An 18,788-nucleotide genomic window follows, 5' to 3' on the forward strand; every position below is an offset into this window, starting at 1 on the left:
ATACGATAAAAATAGAACCCCAGAGGAAGAATTACCTTCCCCGGGGGTTCTGTGTTTTTTAAATCCTTCTTTTTTTACCAGGTAATTCCCTTAAACTCAGGCGCAAAAAGTTTGTCGCCGGGGTTCGTGTCAATGGTTCCCTGGTTCACCAGAGCCTGTGCATAACCGATAAGATGGTGGGTGTCCAGATGGGTGGTAAAGCCCAGCTTGGGATTGCTGTTGATAATTGCCTGCTCTGAAACATTGGGCACATACTTGTGGGCAATAGCCACAATATCCGAAGCCACAGGATTAGCCAGGATGATCTGGTCAGCTTCCGCAATGGCTTCGATAAACACCTTTGCATCCCCGAGCCTGTCCTTGATAAAGGTTGTATTGGCGTTGATGGTGCGGCAGGGCGGGTCTTCGCCGGCAAGGTTCTTGTCGATGGTCCCGTCGCCGTTGGCGTCCGAGTGGCCATCAAAGATGGTCTTGTACTTGGGATTGCCCGCCGCATCCTTTAGGAGCAGGGCTTCCGCCACAAAGGGCTCTTCGAGAATGGCGCCTTTCACCGCGGCCCCTTCAAGGGCGGCCAATGCGGCGCCGGGAGCCAGAGCTACAAGCTCAAATTCGGTGCTGTACTGGCTTTTCAGGGTGTCCCTGATGGCAATAACCGCGCAGCAGGTATTTGAAAGCCCCGCAAGCTGGAGATTCTTGAGATCCCCCGGATTTTTAATCGGGGAATTCACCGGCACCACCAATACCGAGGTGCAAGGAATCTTTACCTGGCTGACGATAATGATGGACTGCCCCTTTGCAATGGGAGTAATGACCCCGGTGGGGCAATTAAAGACAATGTCCGCTTCGCCCCCGACCACAGCGGCAACCCCGGAACTGGTCTGCTGAATCTCCACCTCAAGCCCCCGTTTGGCAAAGAGGCCCTTCTCGTAAGCCACGTACAGGTTAAGATGGTGGGTGGAATTCGCATCGGCGACGATGACTTTCTTCCCCGACAGAACCGGCCCCTGGGCTTGAGCTTGCGGCTGAACCTCAGGCTGTACTGCCGGCGCGGCATCCTTGCTTCCCCCGGCCCATATAGGCAGGGTCAAAGCCAGCAATAGCAAAGAGACACAAATTTTCCTAAGCATAAAAATCTCCTTATTCCTAGTAATTAGATAGTATTTATAATATAGTATATCGATCGGAATTGTCAAGTAAATTTGCGAATTTTTGCGATTTTTTTGAGTTTCGTAGCTAGGGTACATACCCCGACCGCTCTCCGGCTTTTTACGTTGCCTAATAGGTCCCTCTGTGATATGCTTATTATTATATTGGAATGATGAAGCCCAGGTATGGGTTGCAGTAAACGGTAAACCCCATGAAGGCATACCCCTTCATTTTAAAGCCGACAGGGTCGTAGTAGCTGCATAAATGGCAGAGTATGAAAAAAGGTACGAGCCAAGTTATTGGAAAACGGCTGTACATTCCAGAGGCATGGAAAGGGGGGCCATGATATTTGGTATAGCCCCCTTTCCAATAAGCATGTCACAGTTGATGGAAAAATACCTTCCCGCCATACCGTAAACGCAGTTATGAAACAAGCAGGCATCAAGTACCACTTTTAATCCGCGAATGGCACTAGGCATAGCGTAGGCAGGGCTGGATAGGTAGTACCTGGGCATGCGGCAGCATCTTTACCCTGAAGATGGGGAAGATTTAATTGCCGGTAGTGATTTACGCACCTGTTTATACAAATTATAACGGAGTCTCCATCCAAAAGCCCGTATACGCTTAACATTTCAATTATTTGAGATCTGGTTCCAGCACAGGATCATAAAAACAATATATTCACCGAAGTTGACGTTTTTATGGAAAATGGCGATTGTGTCATGATTGTTGAAACAAAGGCCAAACCCAACACGGATGATATAGACGAACATATTAAGCGCATGGAAAAATTGCGCACCTATGCGGATTTGCATAATGATACGCGCAAATATTTTGGGGCCATTGCAGGTGTCGTTATGAATGATAGTGAAAAGAAATATGCCCTTAAAAAAGGCTTTTATGTTATTGAGCCTTCGGGGGAGACCTTTAATATTACCGAGCCGGAAGGCACCGGTAAGCCCAAGGCATGGTAGAGGGCAAGGGCGCCTGCCGCCCTCTCACCCGCCCAGTATCTCGTAAAGCCTGTCTAAATCTTCCATAGAATAATAATCAATCACGATTTTGCCTGCCTTGAGATCCCCGTTAATGGCGACCTTGGTTCCCAGGCGGCCGATGAATTTCTCTTCCATGGCGCCGAGCTCGGGGGCGCGGCCTTTGGGATGCGGCCCTTCGGGACTCTTCTTTTTGCCCTGGCCGTTTAAAATGCCTGCATGGCGCTCGGCTTCGCGCACGGAAAGGCTTTTTTTCAGTATCTCCCTAAAAAGAAGATCCTGTTTTTTGGCGCTGTTCACTGAAAGCAGAGCCCGGGCATGTCCGGGGCTAAGGTCGCCTTCCTGAAGGCTTTCTTGCATCTCGTAGGGAAGCTTGAGGAGCCGCAGGGCGTTGGCGACAGTGGAGCGGTTTTTGCCCACCCTCCCGGCGACTTCGTCCTGCGAAAGGCCCGTGAGTTCCATGAGCCGCTTGTAGGCGCCGGCTTCCTCGATGGGGTTGAGGTCGGCCCGCTGCACATTCTCGATGAGGGCCACCACCATGCGTTTTTCGTCGGAGTATTTGCGGATTATGACCGGCGCTTCCGTGAGCCCCGCGATTCTGGCGGCCCTGCTCCGGCGCTCGCCTGCGACTATGGTGTAAGTCCCGTCGCCGCTTTCCTCCACGATGATGGGCTGGATGATGCCATGCTCTTTTATCGAATCCGCAAGTTCGGCCAATTCGCCGTCGTCGAAGCTTTTGCGGGGCTGGTCAGGATTGGCCTTGAGCTTTTCGAGGGGGATGAAGATCTCAGTCCCCGGGCTTTTTGCCTGGGTTTCACTGTCTTCCTTGCTGTTTTCTATAAGGGCAGCCAGGCCCCTGCCGAGCCGGTTTTTAGGCGCCACGGTTCAGTATCTCCATGGCGAGGCTTTGGTAGGCTTTGGCCCCAAGGCATTGGGGATCGTACTTTGATATGGGGAGGCCGTGGGAGGGGGCTTCGGAGAGCCGCACATTGCGGGGGATGATGGTAGAGAACACTTTGCTCTTGAAGTAGGCGCTTACCTCTTTTACTACCTGCTGTGCAAGGCGGGTACGGGAATCGTACATGGTAAAGAATATGCCCCCTATGTCCAGATGGGGGTTTGTGCTCTTTTTTATCCCCCTGATAGCCTTGAGGAGATGGGAAAGGCCTTCCATGGCGAAATATTCGCACTGCATGGGGATTAAAGCCGCATCGGCAGCGGAGATTCCGTTGAGGGTCAGAACCCCGAGGCTGGGGGGACAGTCGATAAAGATATAGTCATAGCGCTTTTTCGCCGGTTCCAGGGCTTTTTTGAGGAAGAAGTCCCGCTCGTCCTGTTCGATAAGCTCCACCGCAGCCCCCGAGAGGTCGATCCCGGCGGGAATCACCGAGAGACCCGGGGTGGATGTCTGCCGTATAGCCTGGTTCAAGTCCGCAAGGCCCGAGATGAGTTCATACACACCGGGTTTGGAATCGGCTTCGACTATGCCCACCCCGCTTGAGAGGTTGCCCTGGGAGTCGAAATCCACGAGGAGCACTGTTTTGCCGGCTTCGGCAAGATAGGCGCCGATATTTATAGCCGAGGTGGTCTTGCCGACCCCCCCTTTTTGGTTAACAAAAACAAAAATTTTGCCCATTTTTCAAAAGTATGATATAATTTTTAATCGCTATTGAATAGTGGGAAACAAGGGGTTATTCTTATAGTATGAGGACAATACGCTTACTTGCCCTGGACCTGGACGATACTCTCCTTCGGTCGGATCTTTCCATTTCCTACCATACCAGAAACGCCATTAAGCGGACTGAATCTGCAGGCGTTACGGCAGTCCTGGCTTCGGGCCGGATACCGGCTGCCATGGAGCGGTTTTCCCGGCTCCTGGGCATGCACAAGCGCCCCGGCTACCTGATTGCCAACAATGGCACGGTCATTCTGGAAAGCCATACCGGGAATATCATTCACGAGGTCAGGATCGAGCCCGAAATCGCCCTGGCAGCCTGCGACCTTGCCGCCGCCGAGGGCTTCGCGGTGCAGATCTACGAGGACGACATCATGTATGTCTCCCGGCAGAATGAGTATTCAAACTATGACCAGAAGCTCACTGGGCTTCGCCAGGTGGTAGTGGAGAACTTCCGCGCCATGGTAGGGCAGGGCTGTTACAAGCTCCTTATCCCCGGCGACCCCATGCTCCTCGCCCCCCTGGAATCCATACTCAGGACCTATCTCGGGAAGGATATCACCCTCTTTACGAGCAAGCCCTATTTCCTTGAGATACTCCCCCCGGAGACCAACAAGGGGACAGCCCTTGCCCGGGTCGCGGAAATCATGGGCATAGGGGCGGACGAAGTTTTGGCCATCGGGGACTCCATGAACGACGAAGCTATGCTGCGCTGGGCCGGCCTGGGCGTTGCCATGGCAAACGGCGATGATCGCATCAAGGATATTGCGGACCTCGTAACGGATCATTCCAACGATGATGACGGCGTGGCCGAGATCATCGACAAGTACATTCTGGGAAAGGGATAGGCCATGGATTCGCCGCTGGCACAGTCTATTCAGGGAATGGAATCAAAGCCTCTCGATGATATCCCCATCAACACGGTCGATTCGCCGTCGGTGGTGCTGGAACTCATCTATCAGCTTAAGATAAAAGACGTGATGACCACCGCCGTGGTTACGGCAAACAAAACCGATACCATGCGCCATGTCCAGGCTCTGATGCGCGAAAATTATATCACCGGCCTCCCGGTAACCGATGACAGGCAGCTTCTGGGGATTGTCTCTATAGAAGATATCATCATGGCCCTGGATCAGGGGTGCATTGAATGCGCCGCCGGGGAACGCATGACCCAAAATGTCATAGTCCTCGAGGACGACATGCCCCTTTCTTTTGCCATTTCCTATCTTAACAAATACCGCTACGGCCGTTTTCCGGTGCTCAATAAAAAAAAGGAATTAGTAGGAATACTCACATCCAAAGATGTGATCAACACCCTGCTTGTCGAAATGAACCGTGAAGTGCTGAGGCTCGAAAAGCTGCATCAAAAAGAAGGCAAGGCGCCGGATCATTATTCCGAGATGGAATTCACCACGGTGAAGTTCGACTTTGAGCTTGCGGGCAGGGCTTCCACGGAGATCAAAAAAGCCCTTAAAAACCGCAGCATCGATCCCAAGATCATACGCCGCGTGGCTATCGCAAGTTACGAGCTGGAGATCAACCAGGTTGTCCATTCTCTGGGGGGGACGATTTCCTGTTCCATACAGCCCGATAAAGTGGTGATAGTCGCCGCCGACATCGGCCCGGGCATTCCCGACCTCAACCTTGCGCTGCAGGAAGGCTGGTCCACTGCCAACGAATGGATACGTTCCCTTGGCTTCGGCGCAGGCATGGGCCTTGCCAACACCAAACGGGTGTCCGACGAATTCTTCATCGAGTCCAATGTGGGCACGGGCACGACTGTCCGTTCCGTGGTCTTTATCAACTCCCCCAAGGAGGATGCCGGGGCATGACCATCAGGGAAGCTGCTTCCAGCCTTGGGGCAGAAATAGTCCAGGCTGAATTCGAGGACGCCGATCTTGAGGGGGCTTACACTTCCGATCTTCTTTCCGATGTTATGGCCAATGCCAAGGACGGCGGTGCCCTCGTCACCATACAGGCTCATAAAAACACGGTTGCCGTGGCTACTTTGGTGGATATTGCCTGCATTATTGTGTGCAATAACCGGCCCCTCCCGGAAGACATGCTCGAGGCCGCCAGGGATGAGGGGATAGCGGTTTTACTGACAAAAGAGAATCAATACACTGTTTCCGGGAAGCTCTATAAGCTGCTGAACCATGGCGCTGCTGGCTGATTTTCATAACCATTCATGCCTCTCCCCCTGCGGTTCCCTGGATCTGTCGCCCCGGAATCTGGCGTGCCTGGCGTCCGCCCGGGGCATAAAAGTCCTTGCCCTGACAGATCACAATTCGAGCCTCAACTGCCCTGCCTTCGCCAAGGTTTGCCCACCCCTGGGCATACTTCCCCTTTTCGGCATGGAGGCTACCACCCAGGAAGAAATCCACGCCCTCTGCCTTTTTACGAATCTCGAGGCCAGCCTCGCCTGGAGCGAATATGCGTATAGCCTCATCCTGCCCTTCCCCAACGATCCGGAAAAAACAGGGGATCAGGTTTATGTTGACGAAGAGGACAACATCGAAGGGGAGGTGGAGTATTTTCTTCCAAGCGCTTTGGATTTTTCCATTGAGTACCTTGGCACCAAGGTTGCGGAATACGGGGGCATTGTTATCCCGGCCCATGTGGACCGTTCGGCCTTTTCCATGGCGAGCCAGCTGGGCGTGGTGGTGAAAGGGCCCTGGGCTGCGCTGGAATGTGTGCGCCTCCCTCCTCGGGTATATCCCCCAAACCCCGGGTCTGCCGTCCCGAGCGCGCGGCGCGAAGGTTCCCCTCTTAACACCTTGGGCTATCCCCTCACCACCTCGTCCGACGCCCACTACCCGGAAGATGTGGGCCGCAGGCCCTTCGAGCTGGATGTTGCCATGGAAGAGCTTGCCCCCCATGGGGTAAGCGGGGAGGCTGATATGGAGGCCCTGAAGGAAGCCTTGCGGAAAAGGCCGCGATTTTAAAAAAGGAGCGTTATGAAAAAGCCGATTCTGTTTTTTTTCCCTGCCATGATTTTGGCCCTGTTCCTTGGGGGCAATCTTTTTGCTGTTGTTCCCATACAGGGCGTAACCCTCAGGGGCGAGGCTGCCTACAATGCCCGGTACAGGCTGCTTGCGGCTGCCGAAGCATACCTGGGGACACCCTACCGTTATGCAGGGGTGAGCCGGGCAGGGGTGGATTGTTCGGGCCTTGTGTTCTTGAGTTTCCGGGATGCCCTGGATACCCAGCCGCCCCGGACCACCGTGAGCCTTTATGCCTGGGCGGAGAAAATCGATACAGCCGATCTGAGGGTGGGGGATCTTGTCTTCTTTATAACTGACGGACAAACAGTGTCCCATGTCGGAATTTACGCGGGCGGCCGCAGGTTCATACATTCAGCTTCCGAAGGGCCCCGAACCGGGGTGATGTATTCGACTCTGGACGAAGCCTACTGGCGCCGGACCTATACCGGCGCGGGCAGGGCCTTGCCCTGGGATGCCGAAGCCGAGGCAGCCTTTATCGCGGGGCAAGTCCCTGACGCGCCCATGGCAGGGGGCGGCAATGGGGCTGATGCCGTATATGATGGCGGCGGATATGCCGATAAAGGGGGCATGCCCCGGACTGTTTCGCCCCCGCTCAAGTGGGCATCGGATCATGGCGTTTTTACCGGCTTCGGCCTTTCCTGGACTTTCGGCGGTTTCATCGAGGGGGCGCCGTCGGTTTTCAGGGGCCTCGCAGGGCAGGCTAAAATCGGGTACAAGTGGGATACCTTTCGCATAGCCCTGGAAGTGCGCCCCCAATGGGACAGGGGCCTGGGTGTATTCCATCTCCCTTTGGATATATGCCTGGGGACCGATACGTTCCAGATTTTTGCAGGCCCTGCCTTTACCTTTGGAAAGCCTGAACTGGATACCGAAGGGGGCAGAACCTATTACCAGTCCTTTGCCTGGCTCGGAGAGCTTGGGCTTGCCATGGCCCTTCCGCCCATCAGAATAGCAAGCGGGGCATTATCGTTCTTTGCGGAGCTTGCCTGGCAGCCCTTTAGCGCCGAAGAAGGCCAGGGCTCGAACTGGAAGGCTAATGTTACGGCAAACATGCGGCTTTCGGCAGGGGTCCGGTATCTTTGGCTTCTCATATAAGTGTTGTAACTTCTTTTTATATGCGTTGTTGTAATTAATGAAGGGCCAAAACCGAGTTTCGGTAATACGCTTTTTCATACAGACCTCCAAAATGTTTTTTTCCTTCATGCCGCTGCCGTTTTCCTCCTTTCGGCAGCGGCATTCTTTTTATATTGAATAATCACCCTATTTTTTGTATAACTATAAGACTTTCCATATGAGGAGCTGCCATGGGCGGACAGGGTCTATATCTTAAAGAGCACGAACATGATTCCTGCGGCATTGGTTTTGTCGCGGACATTAAAGGCCGTAAATCCCACGATATTCTGAAGCGGGGGCTGGAAGTCCTGGAACGCATGGAGCACAGGGGCGCCGAGAGCGCCGACAACAAAACCGGTGACGGTTCGGGCGTTCTCCTGCAGATTCCCCATGAATTCTATAAAAAACTCATCCCCGGCCTGCCGGAAGAGGGAACTTATGGCACGGGCCTGGCCTTTTTCCCCCACCAGAACAAAAATGATGATATCCATGGCAAGGTAAAGGCGATTATCGAAAATGTTGCCAAAGCTGCGGGTTTTTCCATGCTGGCATTGAGGGATGTGCCGGTTAACAGCAATGCTATCGGCATCATTGCCAAGTCGGCGGAGCCTGTGATCAAGCAGCTGGTGCTGGTCCCTCTCAAGGCGAAGGCCGGCGCATCGGGCATAGAACCTTCGGAACTGGAATTCAGCCTCTTCATTTTCAGGAAAAAGCTTGAAAAGGCCCTGGAGGGTGACGAGAGTCTTAAAAAGGCAGGGGCTGAATGCTATTTTCCATCCCTTTCTTCTAGGACTATCATATACAAGGGGATGCTCATGTCGTCCCAGCTTAAGGATTACTTTCCCGAGCTGAGCGACAGCGCCATGAAGACCGCAGTGGCCCTGGTCCATTCGCGCTTCTCCACCAACACCTTCCCCAACTGGCCCCTGGCCCAGCCCTTCCGCATGGTGGCCCACAACGGCGAAATCAACACGGTCAAGGGAAATCGTTTTTGGATGGCAGCCCGGGAAGCCCTCCTTGACCACCCCCGTTTCGGCGCAACCCTGAAAGAGATACTCCCCATAATTGACAAGGATGGGAGCGACTCGGCCAGCTTTGACAATGTGCTGGAGCTTTTGGTGATGTCGGGCCGCAGCCTTCCTCATGCTTTGATGATGATGATCCCCGAGTCCTGGAACAACAAGAACCCCATACCCCAGGAGCTCAAGGATTTTTATGAATACCACGCCTGCATCATGGAGCCTTGGGACGGTCCCGCTTCCATGGTCTTCTGCGACGGCCGCTTTGTAGGCGGCACCCTGGACAGGAACGGCCTCCGGCCTTCGCGCTATACGGTTACCAAGGATGACCTTATCGTCATGGGGTCAGAGACAGGTGTCCAGGATTTCAGCCCGGATGAAGTAGCCTACAAGGGCCGCCTCCTTCCGGGCAAGCTTCTCCTGGTGGATCTTGAGGAGGGGAGGATCATCCCTGACGCGGAGGCTAAGCGGGATGTGTATTCTCACAGGCCCTACACCGAGTGGGTGGGCCGCCAGGTTACCACCCTTAAGCAGGAGATAGACGCCCCCACGGTTCACGAGGGCGGCAAGGATGCGGGCAAGGCGAACGATCACTTGGGTGATGCCTATGGGGCGGCCCTTTTTGGGGATGCCCAGATCAAGACTGAAAGCTCTGTCCTTTTTATGGAACGCTCGGCGGGCTATACCCGTGAAGATCGGGAGCAGCTTCTTATCCCCATGGCGCTTACCGGGCAGGAGCCCACAAGCTCCATGGGCACCGATACGCCCATCGCGGTTTTTTCCAACCAGAGCCAGCGGGTCTATTCCTACTTCAAGCAGGTCTTTGCCCAGGTTACGAACCCTCCTATAGACTCAATCCGGGAAGATCTGGTTATGACCCTCACGAGCTTTGTGGGTCCCCAGGAAAATCTCCTTGATGAAACTGAAAACCACTGCCGCCGTATCAAGGTGCTTAACCCCATTATGACGCCGGCGGATCTTGAAGCGTTGAAGGAACTCAAGCCTTCGGTATACAAGTCTAAAACGCTGGATGCAACCTTTGAAGCGTCCGGGGCTCAGGGAGCATCCCTTGAAAAAGCACTGGACAGGCTTGTAGACGAAGCGGTCAAGGCGGTAAACGCCGGGGCTTCGCTCCTCATATTGAGCGACAGGGAAGCCCTGCTGCCGGAAGCGGGCAAGGCCCCTGTTCCGGCCTTGCTTGCGGTCGGCGCGGTACATCACGGCCTCATACGCAAGGGCCTCAGGATGAAGGCTTCCATCATCGCCGAATCTGCTGAACCCCGGGAGATCATGCACTTCGCCCTGCTCTTCGGGTACGGCGCCGACCTCATTGTGCCTTACGGCGCGCTGGCTTCGATTGCGGCAATCTGCAGGGGCGCGGACAGCAAGCGGGTAGGGGATTTTGCCCATGCCAAGAAGGCCTACCTCAAGGGGCTGGCCAAGGCCATGCTCAAGGTGATGTCCAAGATGGGTACCAGTACCCTCCGCTCCTATCGGGGGGCTCAAATTTTTGAAGCCATAGGGCTGGGGCCCGAGGTTATCGATACATGCTTCAGGGGAACCACGAGCCGCATAAAAGGCGCGGGCTTTGCGGAGCTTGAGGCCGAGGCCCTTTCCCATTACGCAAACGCCAAAGAAGCTCATGCACAGTCGGAAACTATACCCGCGCCGGGCGATTATCTTTTGGATGGGGCGGGCCAGTATCGCTGGCGCAAATACGGCGAGAAGCACGCCTGGAACCCCGAGACCATTCATCTCTTGCAGTGGTCAACCAGAACCGGCGATTACGCCAAATTCAAGCAGTTTACCGAGGCGGCCAATACCCTGAACCAAAGCCCCCACGTGATCCGGGGTCTTTTGGACTTCGTCCAGCTGGGCAAGGCCATTCCCATAGAAGAAGTGGAAAGCGTGGACGAGATCATGAAGCGCTTCACCACTGGGGCCATGTCGTTCGGCTCTATTTCCAAGGAAGCCCACGAGACTGTTGCCGAAGCCCTGAACTCCATCAAGGGCCGATCCAATTCCGGGGAGGGCGGCGAGGACGCTGAACGTTTCCCGATGCTGCCCGACGGCAGGTGGCTGCGCAGCGCCATCAAGCAAGTGGCTTCCGCACGTTTCGGTGTCACCAGCGAATATCTTGCCAACGCCAGGGAACTCCAGATTAAGATAGCCCAGGGCGCAAAACCCGGCGAAGGCGGACAGCTTCCGGGCCACAAGGTGGCATCTCCCATTGCGCGTACCCGCCATTCGACTCCGGGTGTTACCCTCATAAGCCCGCCGCCCCATCACGATATTTATTCAATAGAAGATTTGGCTGAACTCATCTTCGATCTGAAAAACGCCAACCCCGGCGCACGGATCAGCGTAAAGCTCGTTTCCGAAAGCGGGGTGGGAACCATTGCCGCAGGTGTTGCCAAGGCCCACGCCGACAACATCCTCATCTCGGGCTACGACGGTGGAACCGGGGCCAGCCCCCAGTCCAGCATACGCCACGCGGGCCTCCCCTGGGAGCTGGGCCTTTCAGAGACCCACCAGGTTCTGGTGCGGAACGGCCTCCGGGGCAGGGTAAGGCTCCAGACCGACGGCCAGCTCAAAACCGGCCGCGACATTGTCATAGCCGCCATGCTGGGGGCCGAGGAATTCGGCTTCGGCACTTCCACCCTTATTGTCCTGGGCTGCGTGATGATGCGCAAATGCCACGAGAACACCTGTCCCATGGGCGTTGCCACTCAAGATCCTGAACTGCGCAAGCGCTTTACAGGCAAGGCGGCGCACCTCATCAACTTTTTCCATTTTCTCGCTGAAGAGACCCGCGAAATCATGGCCTCCCTGGGCTTTAAACATTTCGATGATCTTGTCGGAAGGGCGGATCTCCTCGTCCAGCGCAAGATCGAAAATAGGGATACCCTGGCTCTGGCCAAAGCAGCAGGGGTGGATCTCTCCGCTCTGCTTTACAAGGCCGAAGGCCCTGCTGATATTCCCGGCGGGCAGGCGCTTCACTGCGTAACTGATCAGATCCACAAAATTTCCGATATCCTCGACAGGAAGCTCATCGACAAATGCCTTGCTGCCCTGGATCGCAAGATCCCCACGGCTCTTCAGTTCTCCATAAAGAACACAGACCGCGCAGTGGGGGCCATGCTATCCTATGAAGTGAGCAAGCGTTTCGGCGGTGAAGGGCTCCCCGAAAATTTCGTCACTGTTGACTTTGCAGGTTCCGCAGGTCAGAGCTTTGGCGCATTCCTTGCCAGGGGCATCACCTTCCGCCTCTCTGGGGATGCCAACGATTATCTGGGCAAGGGCCTTTCCGGCGGTCGCATCGTGGTTGCGCCTCCGCAGGGTTCGGCCTTTAAGACCAGCGAGAACATCATCATTGGCAACACGGTGCTTTACGGCGCGACTTCGGGGGAGCTCTATGTTGCAGGCGTCGCAGGCGAACGTTTCGGCGTCAGGAATTCCGGCGCATTGGCGGTGGTGGAAGGCACGGGCGATCATGCCGCCGAATACATGACGGGTGGACGCCTTGTTGTGCTGGGCGCAGTTGGCCGCAACTTCGCTGCAGGCATGTCCGGCGGTATAGCCTATGTGCTCAATCTGAACGGCAACTTCGAATTCTTCCTCAATAAGGGCATGGTTGAACTTTCCGGCCTGGACAATGAAGAAGACGAAGGCTTTGTCAAAGACATGGTGCGCAAGCATGTGTACTGGACCGGTTCAGCCTACGCCAAAAATATCATCGACAACTGGGCCGAATACAAACCCAAGTTTGTTAAAGTGCTGCCTGTAGAATACAAGCGGGCCTTGCAGCAGATGAAGCTGGCGGAGCTTGACAGGAAGCTCTACGAAATCCGCGAGCGTGAAGATATAGAAGTCAAGGCATAAGGAAGAATCATGGGTGATCCAAAAGGTTTTTTGACGATAAAAAGAAAGGTCTCGGGCTACAGGCCGGTTGAAGAGCGTGTCAACGATTACAGCGAAGTTGAAGTCCAGCTTCCCGATGAGGAGAGGCGGCTTCAGGCTGCGCGCTGCATGGATTGCGGGGTGCCTTTCTGCCACTGGTCTTGCCCTGTCAGCAATGTCATGCCCGAATGGCAGGATAAGGTGTACCGCAGCGACTGGGTAGGCGCTTGGGCTATATTGCAGGATACCAACCCCTTCCCCGAATTCACCGGCCGGGTCTGTCCTGCGCTGTGCGAAGCTTCCTGCGTGTTGGGGGCCAACGACGAGCCTGTGACCATCAGGCAGAATGAACTTGCGGTTATCGAAAAGGCTTTTTCATTGGGCCTCGTTGTTCCCCGGCCTCCAAAAGCGAGGAACAACAAAAAGGTCGCCATTGTTGGCGCAGGGCCGTCTGGGCTTTCGGCGGCTTATTTTTTGAACCGCTTTGGTTTTTCCGTAACCGTCTACGAAGGAGATCGTAAAGTTGGCGGGTATCTCCGCTACGGCATTCCCGATTTTAAACTTGACAAAAGCTTTATCGACCGCCGCGTCAGGCTCATGGAGCAGGAAGGGGTGGTGTTCAAAACCAGCACCAGGGTTGGGGACGCGGTTTACGGTTTTGGCACCGGCAGCAAAGACAGCGCAGTTATAAGTCCCAAAGAGCTTGAATCCAAATACGATCTCATACTCCTCACCATAGGCGCCCGTGATGCCCGTAACATCAAAGTTCCGGGGCGCGAAAATTCCGGCATAGTGCAGGCTTTGGATTTCCTTTCCCTTCAGAACCGGGCGGTGGGCAAGGAGCAGAATGAAGGCGCCGAACCTATTACCGCCTATGGCAAGAGGGTAGTGGTAATCGGGGGCGGCGATACCGGCTCGGATTGCGTGGGTACTGCAAACCGCCAGGGTGCAATGAGTGTTACCCAGATAGAAGTCATGCCCAAGCCCCCTGAGCACCGGCCCGATTCGGCGCCCTGGCCCCTTTGGCCCACTGTGCTCAAGACCTCAAGCTCCCACCAGGAAGGAGGGGAACGCCTCTGGGCAGTCAACACTAAAGCGTTTAAAGGCAAAGACGGCAAGGTCAGCTCCCTGCAGCTGTGCAAGGTTGAATGGGCCATGAAGGACGGCCGTTTCGGAATGAGCGATATCCCCAACACGGAATTTGAAATCAACGCGGATCTTGTGCTTCTTGCAATGGGCTTTACCCATGTAGTGCAGGCAGGGGTCGTGGCCGATTTCGGCCTTGAACTGGATCAGAGGGGCAATATACGCACCGCAGGAAGCTTCCACACAAGCAACCCAAAGGTGTGGGCCGCCGGGGACGCCAAAAACGGCGCAAGCCTCGTGGTGCGGGCCATTGCCGAGGGCAGGGCAGCCGCCGAAGCCATTGTGAAGCACTTGGCCTAGCTTTTAAGCAATGCCTCAAAAGCCGCGATAATTTTCGGATTGTCCCAGTTAAGGCTTCCTGCAACGCGTATGATTATTTTCCCGTCCCGGTCGATAATGCAGGTAGTGGGAATTGCCCGCACTCCGTATCTGGAACTTACGCTTCCCGAGGTGTCCAGGGTCGCAGGAAAAGTAAATTTATTGCTCTTCATAAATGACAGTACTTCTGCGTTTTTTTCCTGGCAGTTTACGGCGAGAATCTCAAGGCCCTGATTTTTAAAACGCTGATAAAGATTCTCCATGGAAGGCATTTCCACTCTGCAGGGCCCGCACCATGTGGCCCAGAAATTGAGAAATACTACTTTCCCCTTTAAGGCAGAAAGTTTCTGCTCCTTCCCGTCCAGGAGGGGCAGGGAGAATTCTATGGGGTTTATCCTGTCTTTTAGAACCGGCAAGCCTGCATCGGCAAAGGCTTTTGCTATATCGCCAGGTACCGGATCTGCGAACGCAGCAATAGGCGACAGTAAAAGTACTAATACCACCAACCGGAATTCAGCTTTTTTCATATTTCTGCCTCTTTCAAATCTGTTACCGTCATGATATAAGTATAGCATCATTCTTTTTAAAGGCCAAGGAGCATGGCAATGGATTATTTATGCGTATTTATAGGAGGAGGCGCCGGTTCTTTGCTGCGCTTTATCTCAATTCAGTTTGTCAATCAATTTTTTGATAGTAAATATTCAACCGGGACGTTGTTTGTAAATTGTTTTGGCGCTTTTGTTGTCGGCTTTTTGGTAAACAAGCTGGTTCCCTTTGATGTTAAATGGAGATTGTTTTTTATTACCGGTTTTTTGGGAGGGTATACAACCTTCTCCACATATGCGCTCGAGACAGTGCGCTATTTTACTGACGGAAATTTAAAACAGGGGATTATTAATATTTTGCTGAACAATGTGTTGAGCCTGCTTTTTGTTTTGCTGGGAATGGGCTTGAGTTCGGATTTCATAAAATCCCCCCGCTAGGAATAAGCCTGTTCAATATTGTAAATTTTCCGCTCAGTATCAGTATTCCGATAAGAATAAGCATAACGCCGCTTATCTTCCTGATCAAGGGAAGGCGGGATGTGAGCCATGCCTTGCGGGCCAAAAAACGGTCAAAGAAAATCGCAACTCCCAAAAAAGGCAGCCCAAGGCCCGCAGAATACACAACCAGGTAGAGGACCGCAACACCGGCTTTTCCCTGCTGGCCCGCCAAAAGAAGTATGCTGGCAAGTATGGGGCCTATGCAGGGAGTCCATCCTGCGCCGAAGGCAAGGCCGGCAAGAAACGTGCCGATAATTCCCCTCGGGCGTTTTTCTGAATGATAGCGTTTTTCATAATTAAGAAAGGAAAGAAAATCGAAGATGACATTCAGCCCCAGAACAATGACAATGATCCCCGCCACGATATTTATGTATTGCGATATTCCTCCAATAAAGAAAAAGAAGAGGGACGAAAGTATGCTGAGCAGCACAAAAACTGCGCTGAAACCCAAAATGAAGCTCACTGTCCCGACTATGAGGTGAGGCCCCCTTGAATCCCCGGCACTCATGCCCCCAAGTATGCTTAGGTACGAAGGGATGAGAGGCAGCACGCAGGGGGAGAGGAATGAGAGCAGCCCTGCGGCAAATGCCAAAAATATTGAAAGCGTATCTGACATATCTTTTATTTTAGTATATACTGGGGATATGTCAACTTCATTGGATACTTCAAAAATAAAAGCCCTGGCCCTGGATTTGGATGGTACCCTTCTTGCGCCCGGCGCTGTCTTGAGCGAAAGAACTGCCCGGGTCATAAACGCCTGCCGGGAAAAAGGCCTGCAAATCATTTTTGCCACAGGCCGGGCCAGGGAGGCTGCGGAGAAATTCAGGATACCTCTGGGCGCCGAAGGACCCATGGTCTACTTTAACGGTGCCATTGTGGCTGATATGCCGTCGGGGAAGACGCTGCATACCTGCCTTATGGACAAGGAATCCGTGGAGTTTTGCATAGATCTTTCAAGGCAACTGGATATCTATTATCAGGTTTATTTCCCTGGAACCGCTGCCCGGCCCGAATCTTTTCTCATGGCCGAGAAGGCCGGAGCCCAAAGGGATATGTATCACAACCATACCGGTATTCTTGCCGAGCTGGGAGATCTCAAAGAAGCCCTCGGCAAGCCCGGAATTACGGGAGTTGTTAAAACCATGTATCTGGCTGAACCCGAGGTTCTGGACAGTGTCTTAAGGCCCAAGCTTGAAGATCATTTTGGCAAAGGCCCTGGTTCCGCTGTTTATATGGCCCGCACCTTAAAAACTTTTCTTGAGGTTATGAATATCACCGTTTCAAAAGGTTCCGGCCTCAGCATAGCCCTGAACAGGCTGGGCATAAAAAGCGAAGAAGTAATCGCCTTCGGAGATGAAGAAAACGATCTCCCCATGTTCAAGATCGCAGGCTATTCCGTTGCCCCCGCCAATGCCAAGGATGCAGTGAAAGCCGCTGCTGATCTTGTAATTGGTACAAATGCTGAAGACGGGGTGGCTGTATTTTTGGAAGAAGCATTTTTGCGTTAAAAGACTTCGCTTGCAAAAGGAACTGCTTCCATGGCCCCGGGCCTGGATACCGCAATGGACGAAGCCTTGCACGCGAGGCGCAGAGCTTCGTTGACATCGATGCCTCTTGCCCTGGCCGCGATAAAATAACCTGAAAACGTATCTCCTGCGCCGGTGGTGTCCACTACCGGAATATCCACTATATCGCCCTTGGCTCTTTCGTTTTTGAATCCGTAGAAGGCTCCTTCTTTTCCCGCAGTGAGGATGATCTCCGCATGTGGAAATTTCGTTACCAGTTTTTCGAGGATAACCGGGAAAGGCGCATTCTTGTCGGCACCGCCGGTTCCGCCCTCGGCAGCGAGAGCTGCGCCCTCGAGTTCATTTACGAAGAAGGTGTCCACGAGATCCAGGGGCACGGAAGAAATTTTTTCATCGTACGGTGAAGGGTTAAAGCAAACCTTGAGGCCCCGCTTCTTGGCCTCGGCGATGATTTCCGCTGCATGTACAATTTCATTTTGCAAAATGACGATATCGTCCTTGCCAAAGTTGCCGAGCACTTTATTGACTTCTTCCACAGTAATTGCACCATTGCCCCCCGCATAAGGGACTATGGCGTTCTGTCCGTTTTTATCAACCTGAATGAGCGCGTTGCCTGTAGCCCCCTCATAAATGGTGACAAGGCTCGTATCAACTTTATAACTGCGCAGCAGTTCCAAAAGGAACTCGCCATCATGGCCAATTTTCCCGGCCAGGTATACCGGCACCCCTGCCTTTGCCAGTGCCGCCGCCTGGTTTGATCCCTTGCCCCCGGGTCCGCGTTTAAAATCGCCTGCGCTCACCGTCTCGCCGGGCATGGCAATATGATCCACAGAAAAAATAAGATCGATATTGATGGCCCCGTATACAAGTATTTTCATATATTCCTCACGCTGCCCCGGATAACCAATTTTCCTGAAACCAGGATCTTTTCCGGGCTTGAATGGGTCAGCCCATTGATTTTATCCGACAACCGTTCCAAAGCCCGTTCCCCAATCTGATGGGTAGAAACTTTCACGGTGGTAAGGGGAGGCTCGGTAATGCTGCTTGAAGGGAGATCGTCAAAGCCTATGACGCTGACATCTTCCGGCACCCGCAAGCCCCTGTCCTTCAAAGCCCTTATGCAGCCGAATGCCATAATATCGTTCATGCAGAAAAAAGCAGTTGGGATGTTCCCCGGCTTGCCGAGGAAACGGCTCATATCGCTTGCAGCCTGATCCACCGTGGGATCGACGCTGACCAGGTATTTTTCCTGCACCGGCATGGAGAAGTACTCCATTGCCTCCCGGAAGCCTTCTTCCCTCATCCTGAAATTCCTGGTTTCAAAACGACTCTTCACAAGCCCTATGCTCCGGTGGCCGCTTTTGTAGAGATATTGGACAGACTGGAACACGCCGTCGTCATTGTCAATGTCGATACAGTCAAAAGCCGCCAAAGGAAAACAGGTATCAATAAAAACCATGGGGATGGAAAGGCCGGTGAAAAAATCCAACTCATGGGCGTTAAGCTCGGTCCCCAATACGATAAGCCCGTCCGCCGCAGTTTCCCGCTGGGCCTCCACAATGTCTTCCACAGGCACTTTATTATAGAACGAAACTTCAAGCTTGTACTTCCGCTTTTTTGCCCCTGCTTCTATCCCTTCAAGGTATTCGGTGATAAAGGCGTTGTGCCGCTCGTTGACGATATGCCCGTGCTTGGCGATTTTCAGCATCTTGATAGTGATATTTTCGTTGGTTTGATAAGGATTACCTAGTATAGACTTATACCCCATCTGGGTGGCGATATTGAGGATGTTCTGCCTAACTTTATCGCTGACCCCGGTTTTGTTATTCAAAGCCAAGGAAACGGCAGCAGGGGAGACTTTTGCGATCTTTGCTATGTCTATAACTCGAGGAGACATATACTCAC

Annotated in this window: 18 protein-coding genes; 11 read left to right on the forward strand and 7 right to left on the reverse strand. The window is 53.5% G+C overall.

The features are described from left to right. Positions 1-74 precede the first annotated feature (74 nt). On the reverse strand, positions 75-1,127 hold the full coding sequence (locus TREAZ_RS03445; RefSeq protein WP_015710420.1) for an ABC transporter substrate-binding protein: 1,053 nt from the start codon (positions 1,125-1,127) through the stop codon (positions 75-77). Between the two features lie 318 nt (positions 1,128-1,445). On the opposite strand from TREAZ_RS03445, the gene TREAZ_RS17645 reads away from it, so the two are divergent. Beyond that, positions 1,446-1,604: a type II toxin-antitoxin system HicA family toxin gene (locus TREAZ_RS17645; protein WP_015710422.1), complete on the forward strand. Its 159-nt coding sequence runs from the start codon at positions 1,446-1,448 to the stop codon at positions 1,602-1,604. Between the two features lie 264 nt (positions 1,605-1,868). Further along, positions 1,869-2,120: a hypothetical protein gene (locus tag TREAZ_RS03455; RefSeq protein WP_015710423.1), complete on the forward strand. Its 252-nt coding sequence runs from the start codon at positions 1,869-1,871 to the stop codon at positions 2,118-2,120. 24 nt (positions 2,121-2,144) lie between these two features. On the opposite strand, the gene TREAZ_RS03460 is transcribed toward TREAZ_RS03455, so the two are convergent. Together TREAZ_RS03460 and TREAZ_RS03465 are read right to left on the reverse strand one after the other, a co-directional pair. Then, positions 2,145-3,020: a ParB/RepB/Spo0J family partition protein gene (locus TREAZ_RS03460; RefSeq protein ID WP_015710424.1), complete on the reverse strand. Its 876-nt coding sequence runs from the start codon at positions 3,018-3,020 to the stop codon at positions 2,145-2,147. Beyond that, the gene (locus tag TREAZ_RS03465; protein WP_015710425.1) at positions 3,010-3,774 is read right to left on the reverse strand and encodes a ParA family protein; all 765 of its coding nucleotides are present in this window, start codon (positions 3,772-3,774) and stop codon (positions 3,010-3,012) included. Before TREAZ_RS03465 ends, TREAZ_RS03460 begins: the two co-directional genes overlap by 11 nt. Positions 3,775-3,842: 68 nt before the next feature. Between TREAZ_RS03465 and TREAZ_RS03470 the strand changes: the two genes are divergently transcribed. From TREAZ_RS03470 to TREAZ_RS03500, 7 genes are all read left to right on the forward strand, one after another. Next, a complete protein-coding gene (locus TREAZ_RS03470) occupies positions 3,843-4,661 on the forward strand; it encodes a Cof-type HAD-IIB family hydrolase (protein ID WP_015710426.1) in 819 nt (272 codons plus the stop codon). 36 nt (positions 4,662-4,697) lie between these two features. Beyond that, positions 4,698-5,645 (forward strand): CBS domain-containing protein, encoded by a 948-nt coding sequence (locus TREAZ_RS03475; RefSeq protein WP_043923262.1) that lies wholly within the window; start codon positions 4,698-4,700, stop codon positions 5,643-5,645. Next, a complete protein-coding gene (locus TREAZ_RS03480) occupies positions 5,642-5,986 on the forward strand; it encodes a DRTGG domain-containing protein (RefSeq protein ID WP_015710428.1) in 345 nt (114 codons plus the stop codon). Before TREAZ_RS03475 ends, TREAZ_RS03480 begins: the two co-directional genes overlap by 4 nt. After that, positions 5,970-6,758 (forward strand): PHP domain-containing protein, encoded by a 789-nt coding sequence (locus tag TREAZ_RS03485; RefSeq protein WP_015710429.1) that lies wholly within the window; start codon positions 5,970-5,972, stop codon positions 6,756-6,758. The genes TREAZ_RS03480 and TREAZ_RS03485 overlap by 17 nt, the downstream gene beginning before the upstream one ends. A gap of 12 nt (positions 6,759-6,770) precedes the next feature. Continuing rightward, a complete protein-coding gene (locus TREAZ_RS17265) occupies positions 6,771-7,913 on the forward strand; it encodes a C40 family peptidase (RefSeq protein WP_015710430.1) in 1,143 nt (380 codons plus the stop codon). A 209-nt stretch (positions 7,914-8,122) separates the two neighbouring features. After that, positions 8,123-12,832 carry a glutamate synthase large subunit gene (gene gltB, locus TREAZ_RS03495; protein WP_015710431.1) on the forward strand — a complete coding sequence of 1,570 codons (4,710 nt, stop codon included), beginning with the start codon at positions 8,123-8,125 and terminating at the stop codon, positions 12,830-12,832. 9 nt (positions 12,833-12,841) lie between these two features. Beyond that, a complete protein-coding gene (locus TREAZ_RS03500) occupies positions 12,842-14,296 on the forward strand; it encodes a glutamate synthase subunit beta (protein ID WP_015710432.1) in 1,455 nt (484 codons plus the stop codon). Here TREAZ_RS03500 and TREAZ_RS03505 read toward each other — a convergent pair. Further along, the gene (locus tag TREAZ_RS03505; protein ID WP_015710433.1) at positions 14,293-14,841 is read right to left on the reverse strand and encodes a TlpA disulfide reductase family protein; all 549 of its coding nucleotides are present in this window, start codon (positions 14,839-14,841) and stop codon (positions 14,293-14,295) included. The two genes, TREAZ_RS03500 and TREAZ_RS03505, sit on opposite strands and share 4 nt — an antisense overlap. Before the next feature lie 78 nt (positions 14,842-14,919). Here TREAZ_RS03505 and crcB point away from each other — a divergent pair, with 78 nt between their 5' ends. Continuing rightward, positions 14,920-15,297, forward strand: a complete 378-nt coding sequence (gene crcB / locus TREAZ_RS03510; protein ID WP_015710434.1) for a fluoride efflux transporter CrcB — start codon at positions 14,920-14,922, stop codon at positions 15,295-15,297. Here crcB and TREAZ_RS03515 read toward each other — a convergent pair. Beyond that, positions 15,278-15,973, reverse strand: coding sequence for a cytochrome c biogenesis CcdA family protein (locus tag TREAZ_RS03515; protein WP_015710435.1), 696 nt, complete (start codon positions 15,971-15,973; stop codon positions 15,278-15,280). The two genes, crcB and TREAZ_RS03515, sit on opposite strands and share 20 nt — an antisense overlap. A gap of 28 nt (positions 15,974-16,001) precedes the next feature. Here TREAZ_RS03515 and TREAZ_RS03520 point away from each other — a divergent pair, with 28 nt between their 5' ends. Continuing rightward, a complete protein-coding gene (locus TREAZ_RS03520) occupies positions 16,002-16,865 on the forward strand; it encodes a Cof-type HAD-IIB family hydrolase (RefSeq protein WP_015710436.1) in 864 nt (287 codons plus the stop codon). Here TREAZ_RS03520 and TREAZ_RS03525 read toward each other — a convergent pair. Both TREAZ_RS03525 and TREAZ_RS03530 read right to left on the reverse strand, forming a co-directional pair. After that, positions 16,862-17,761: a ribokinase gene (locus TREAZ_RS03525; RefSeq protein WP_015710437.1), complete on the reverse strand. Its 900-nt coding sequence runs from the start codon at positions 17,759-17,761 to the stop codon at positions 16,862-16,864. The genes TREAZ_RS03520 and TREAZ_RS03525 overlap by 4 nt on opposite strands. Beyond that, complete coding sequence (locus tag TREAZ_RS03530; RefSeq protein WP_015710438.1) at positions 17,758-18,780, reverse strand: LacI family DNA-binding transcriptional regulator; 1,023 nt, start codon at positions 18,778-18,780, stop codon at positions 17,758-17,760. Before TREAZ_RS03530 ends, TREAZ_RS03525 begins: the two co-directional genes overlap by 4 nt. Between the last annotated feature and the right edge of the window lie 8 nt (positions 18,781-18,788).

It is taken from the genome of Leadbettera azotonutricia ZAS-9 (assembly GCF_000214355.1).
GTDB classification, from domain to species: domain Bacteria; phylum Spirochaetota; class Spirochaetia; order Treponematales; family Breznakiellaceae; genus Leadbettera; species Leadbettera azotonutricia.

What these genes read in the sequence shown, in the direction of transcription:
- TREAZ_RS03475 (WP_043923262.1), top strand. Translation starts at nt 4,698, where the DNA reads ATGGAATCAAAGCCTCTCGATGATATCCCCATCAACACGGTCGATTCG.
- TREAZ_RS03465 (WP_015710425.1), bottom strand. Translation starts at nt 3,774, where the DNA reads ATGGGCAAAATTTTTGTTTTTGTTAACCAAAAAGGGGGGGTCGGCAAG.
- TREAZ_RS03500 (WP_015710432.1), top strand. Translation starts at nt 12,842, where the DNA reads ATGGGTGATCCAAAAGGTTTTTTGACGATAAAAAGAAAGGTCTCGGGC.
- TREAZ_RS03505 (WP_015710433.1), bottom strand. Translation starts at nt 14,841, where the DNA reads ATGAAAAAAGCTGAATTCCGGTTGGTGGTATTAGTACTTTTACTGTCG.
- TREAZ_RS03530 (WP_015710438.1), bottom strand. Translation starts at nt 18,780, where the DNA reads ATGTCTCCTCGAGTTATAGACATAGCAAAGATCGCAAAAGTCTCCCCT.
- TREAZ_RS03520 (WP_015710436.1), top strand. Translation starts at nt 16,002, where the DNA reads ATGTCAACTTCATTGGATACTTCAAAAATAAAAGCCCTGGCCCTGGAT.
- TREAZ_RS03480 (WP_015710428.1), top strand. Translation starts at nt 5,642, where the DNA reads ATGACCATCAGGGAAGCTGCTTCCAGCCTTGGGGCAGAAATAGTCCAG.
- TREAZ_RS17265 (WP_015710430.1), top strand. Translation starts at nt 6,771, where the DNA reads ATGAAAAAGCCGATTCTGTTTTTTTTCCCTGCCATGATTTTGGCCCTG.
- crcB (WP_015710434.1), top strand. Translation starts at nt 14,920, where the DNA reads ATGGATTATTTATGCGTATTTATAGGAGGAGGCGCCGGTTCTTTGCTG.
- TREAZ_RS03470 (WP_015710426.1), top strand. Translation starts at nt 3,843, where the DNA reads ATGAGGACAATACGCTTACTTGCCCTGGACCTGGACGATACTCTCCTT.
- gltB (WP_015710431.1), top strand. Translation starts at nt 8,123, where the DNA reads ATGGGCGGACAGGGTCTATATCTTAAAGAGCACGAACATGATTCCTGC.
- TREAZ_RS03485 (WP_015710429.1), top strand. Translation starts at nt 5,970, where the DNA reads ATGGCGCTGCTGGCTGATTTTCATAACCATTCATGCCTCTCCCCCTGC.
- TREAZ_RS03445 (WP_015710420.1), bottom strand. Translation starts at nt 1,127, where the DNA reads ATGCTTAGGAAAATTTGTGTCTCTTTGCTATTGCTGGCTTTGACCCTG.
- TREAZ_RS03525 (WP_015710437.1), bottom strand. Translation starts at nt 17,761, where the DNA reads ATGAAAATACTTGTATACGGGGCCATCAATATCGATCTTATTTTTTCT.
- TREAZ_RS03515 (WP_015710435.1), bottom strand. Translation starts at nt 15,973, where the DNA reads ATGTCAGATACGCTTTCAATATTTTTGGCATTTGCCGCAGGGCTGCTC.
- TREAZ_RS03455 (WP_015710423.1), top strand. Translation starts at nt 1,869, where the DNA reads ATGATTGTTGAAACAAAGGCCAAACCCAACACGGATGATATAGACGAA.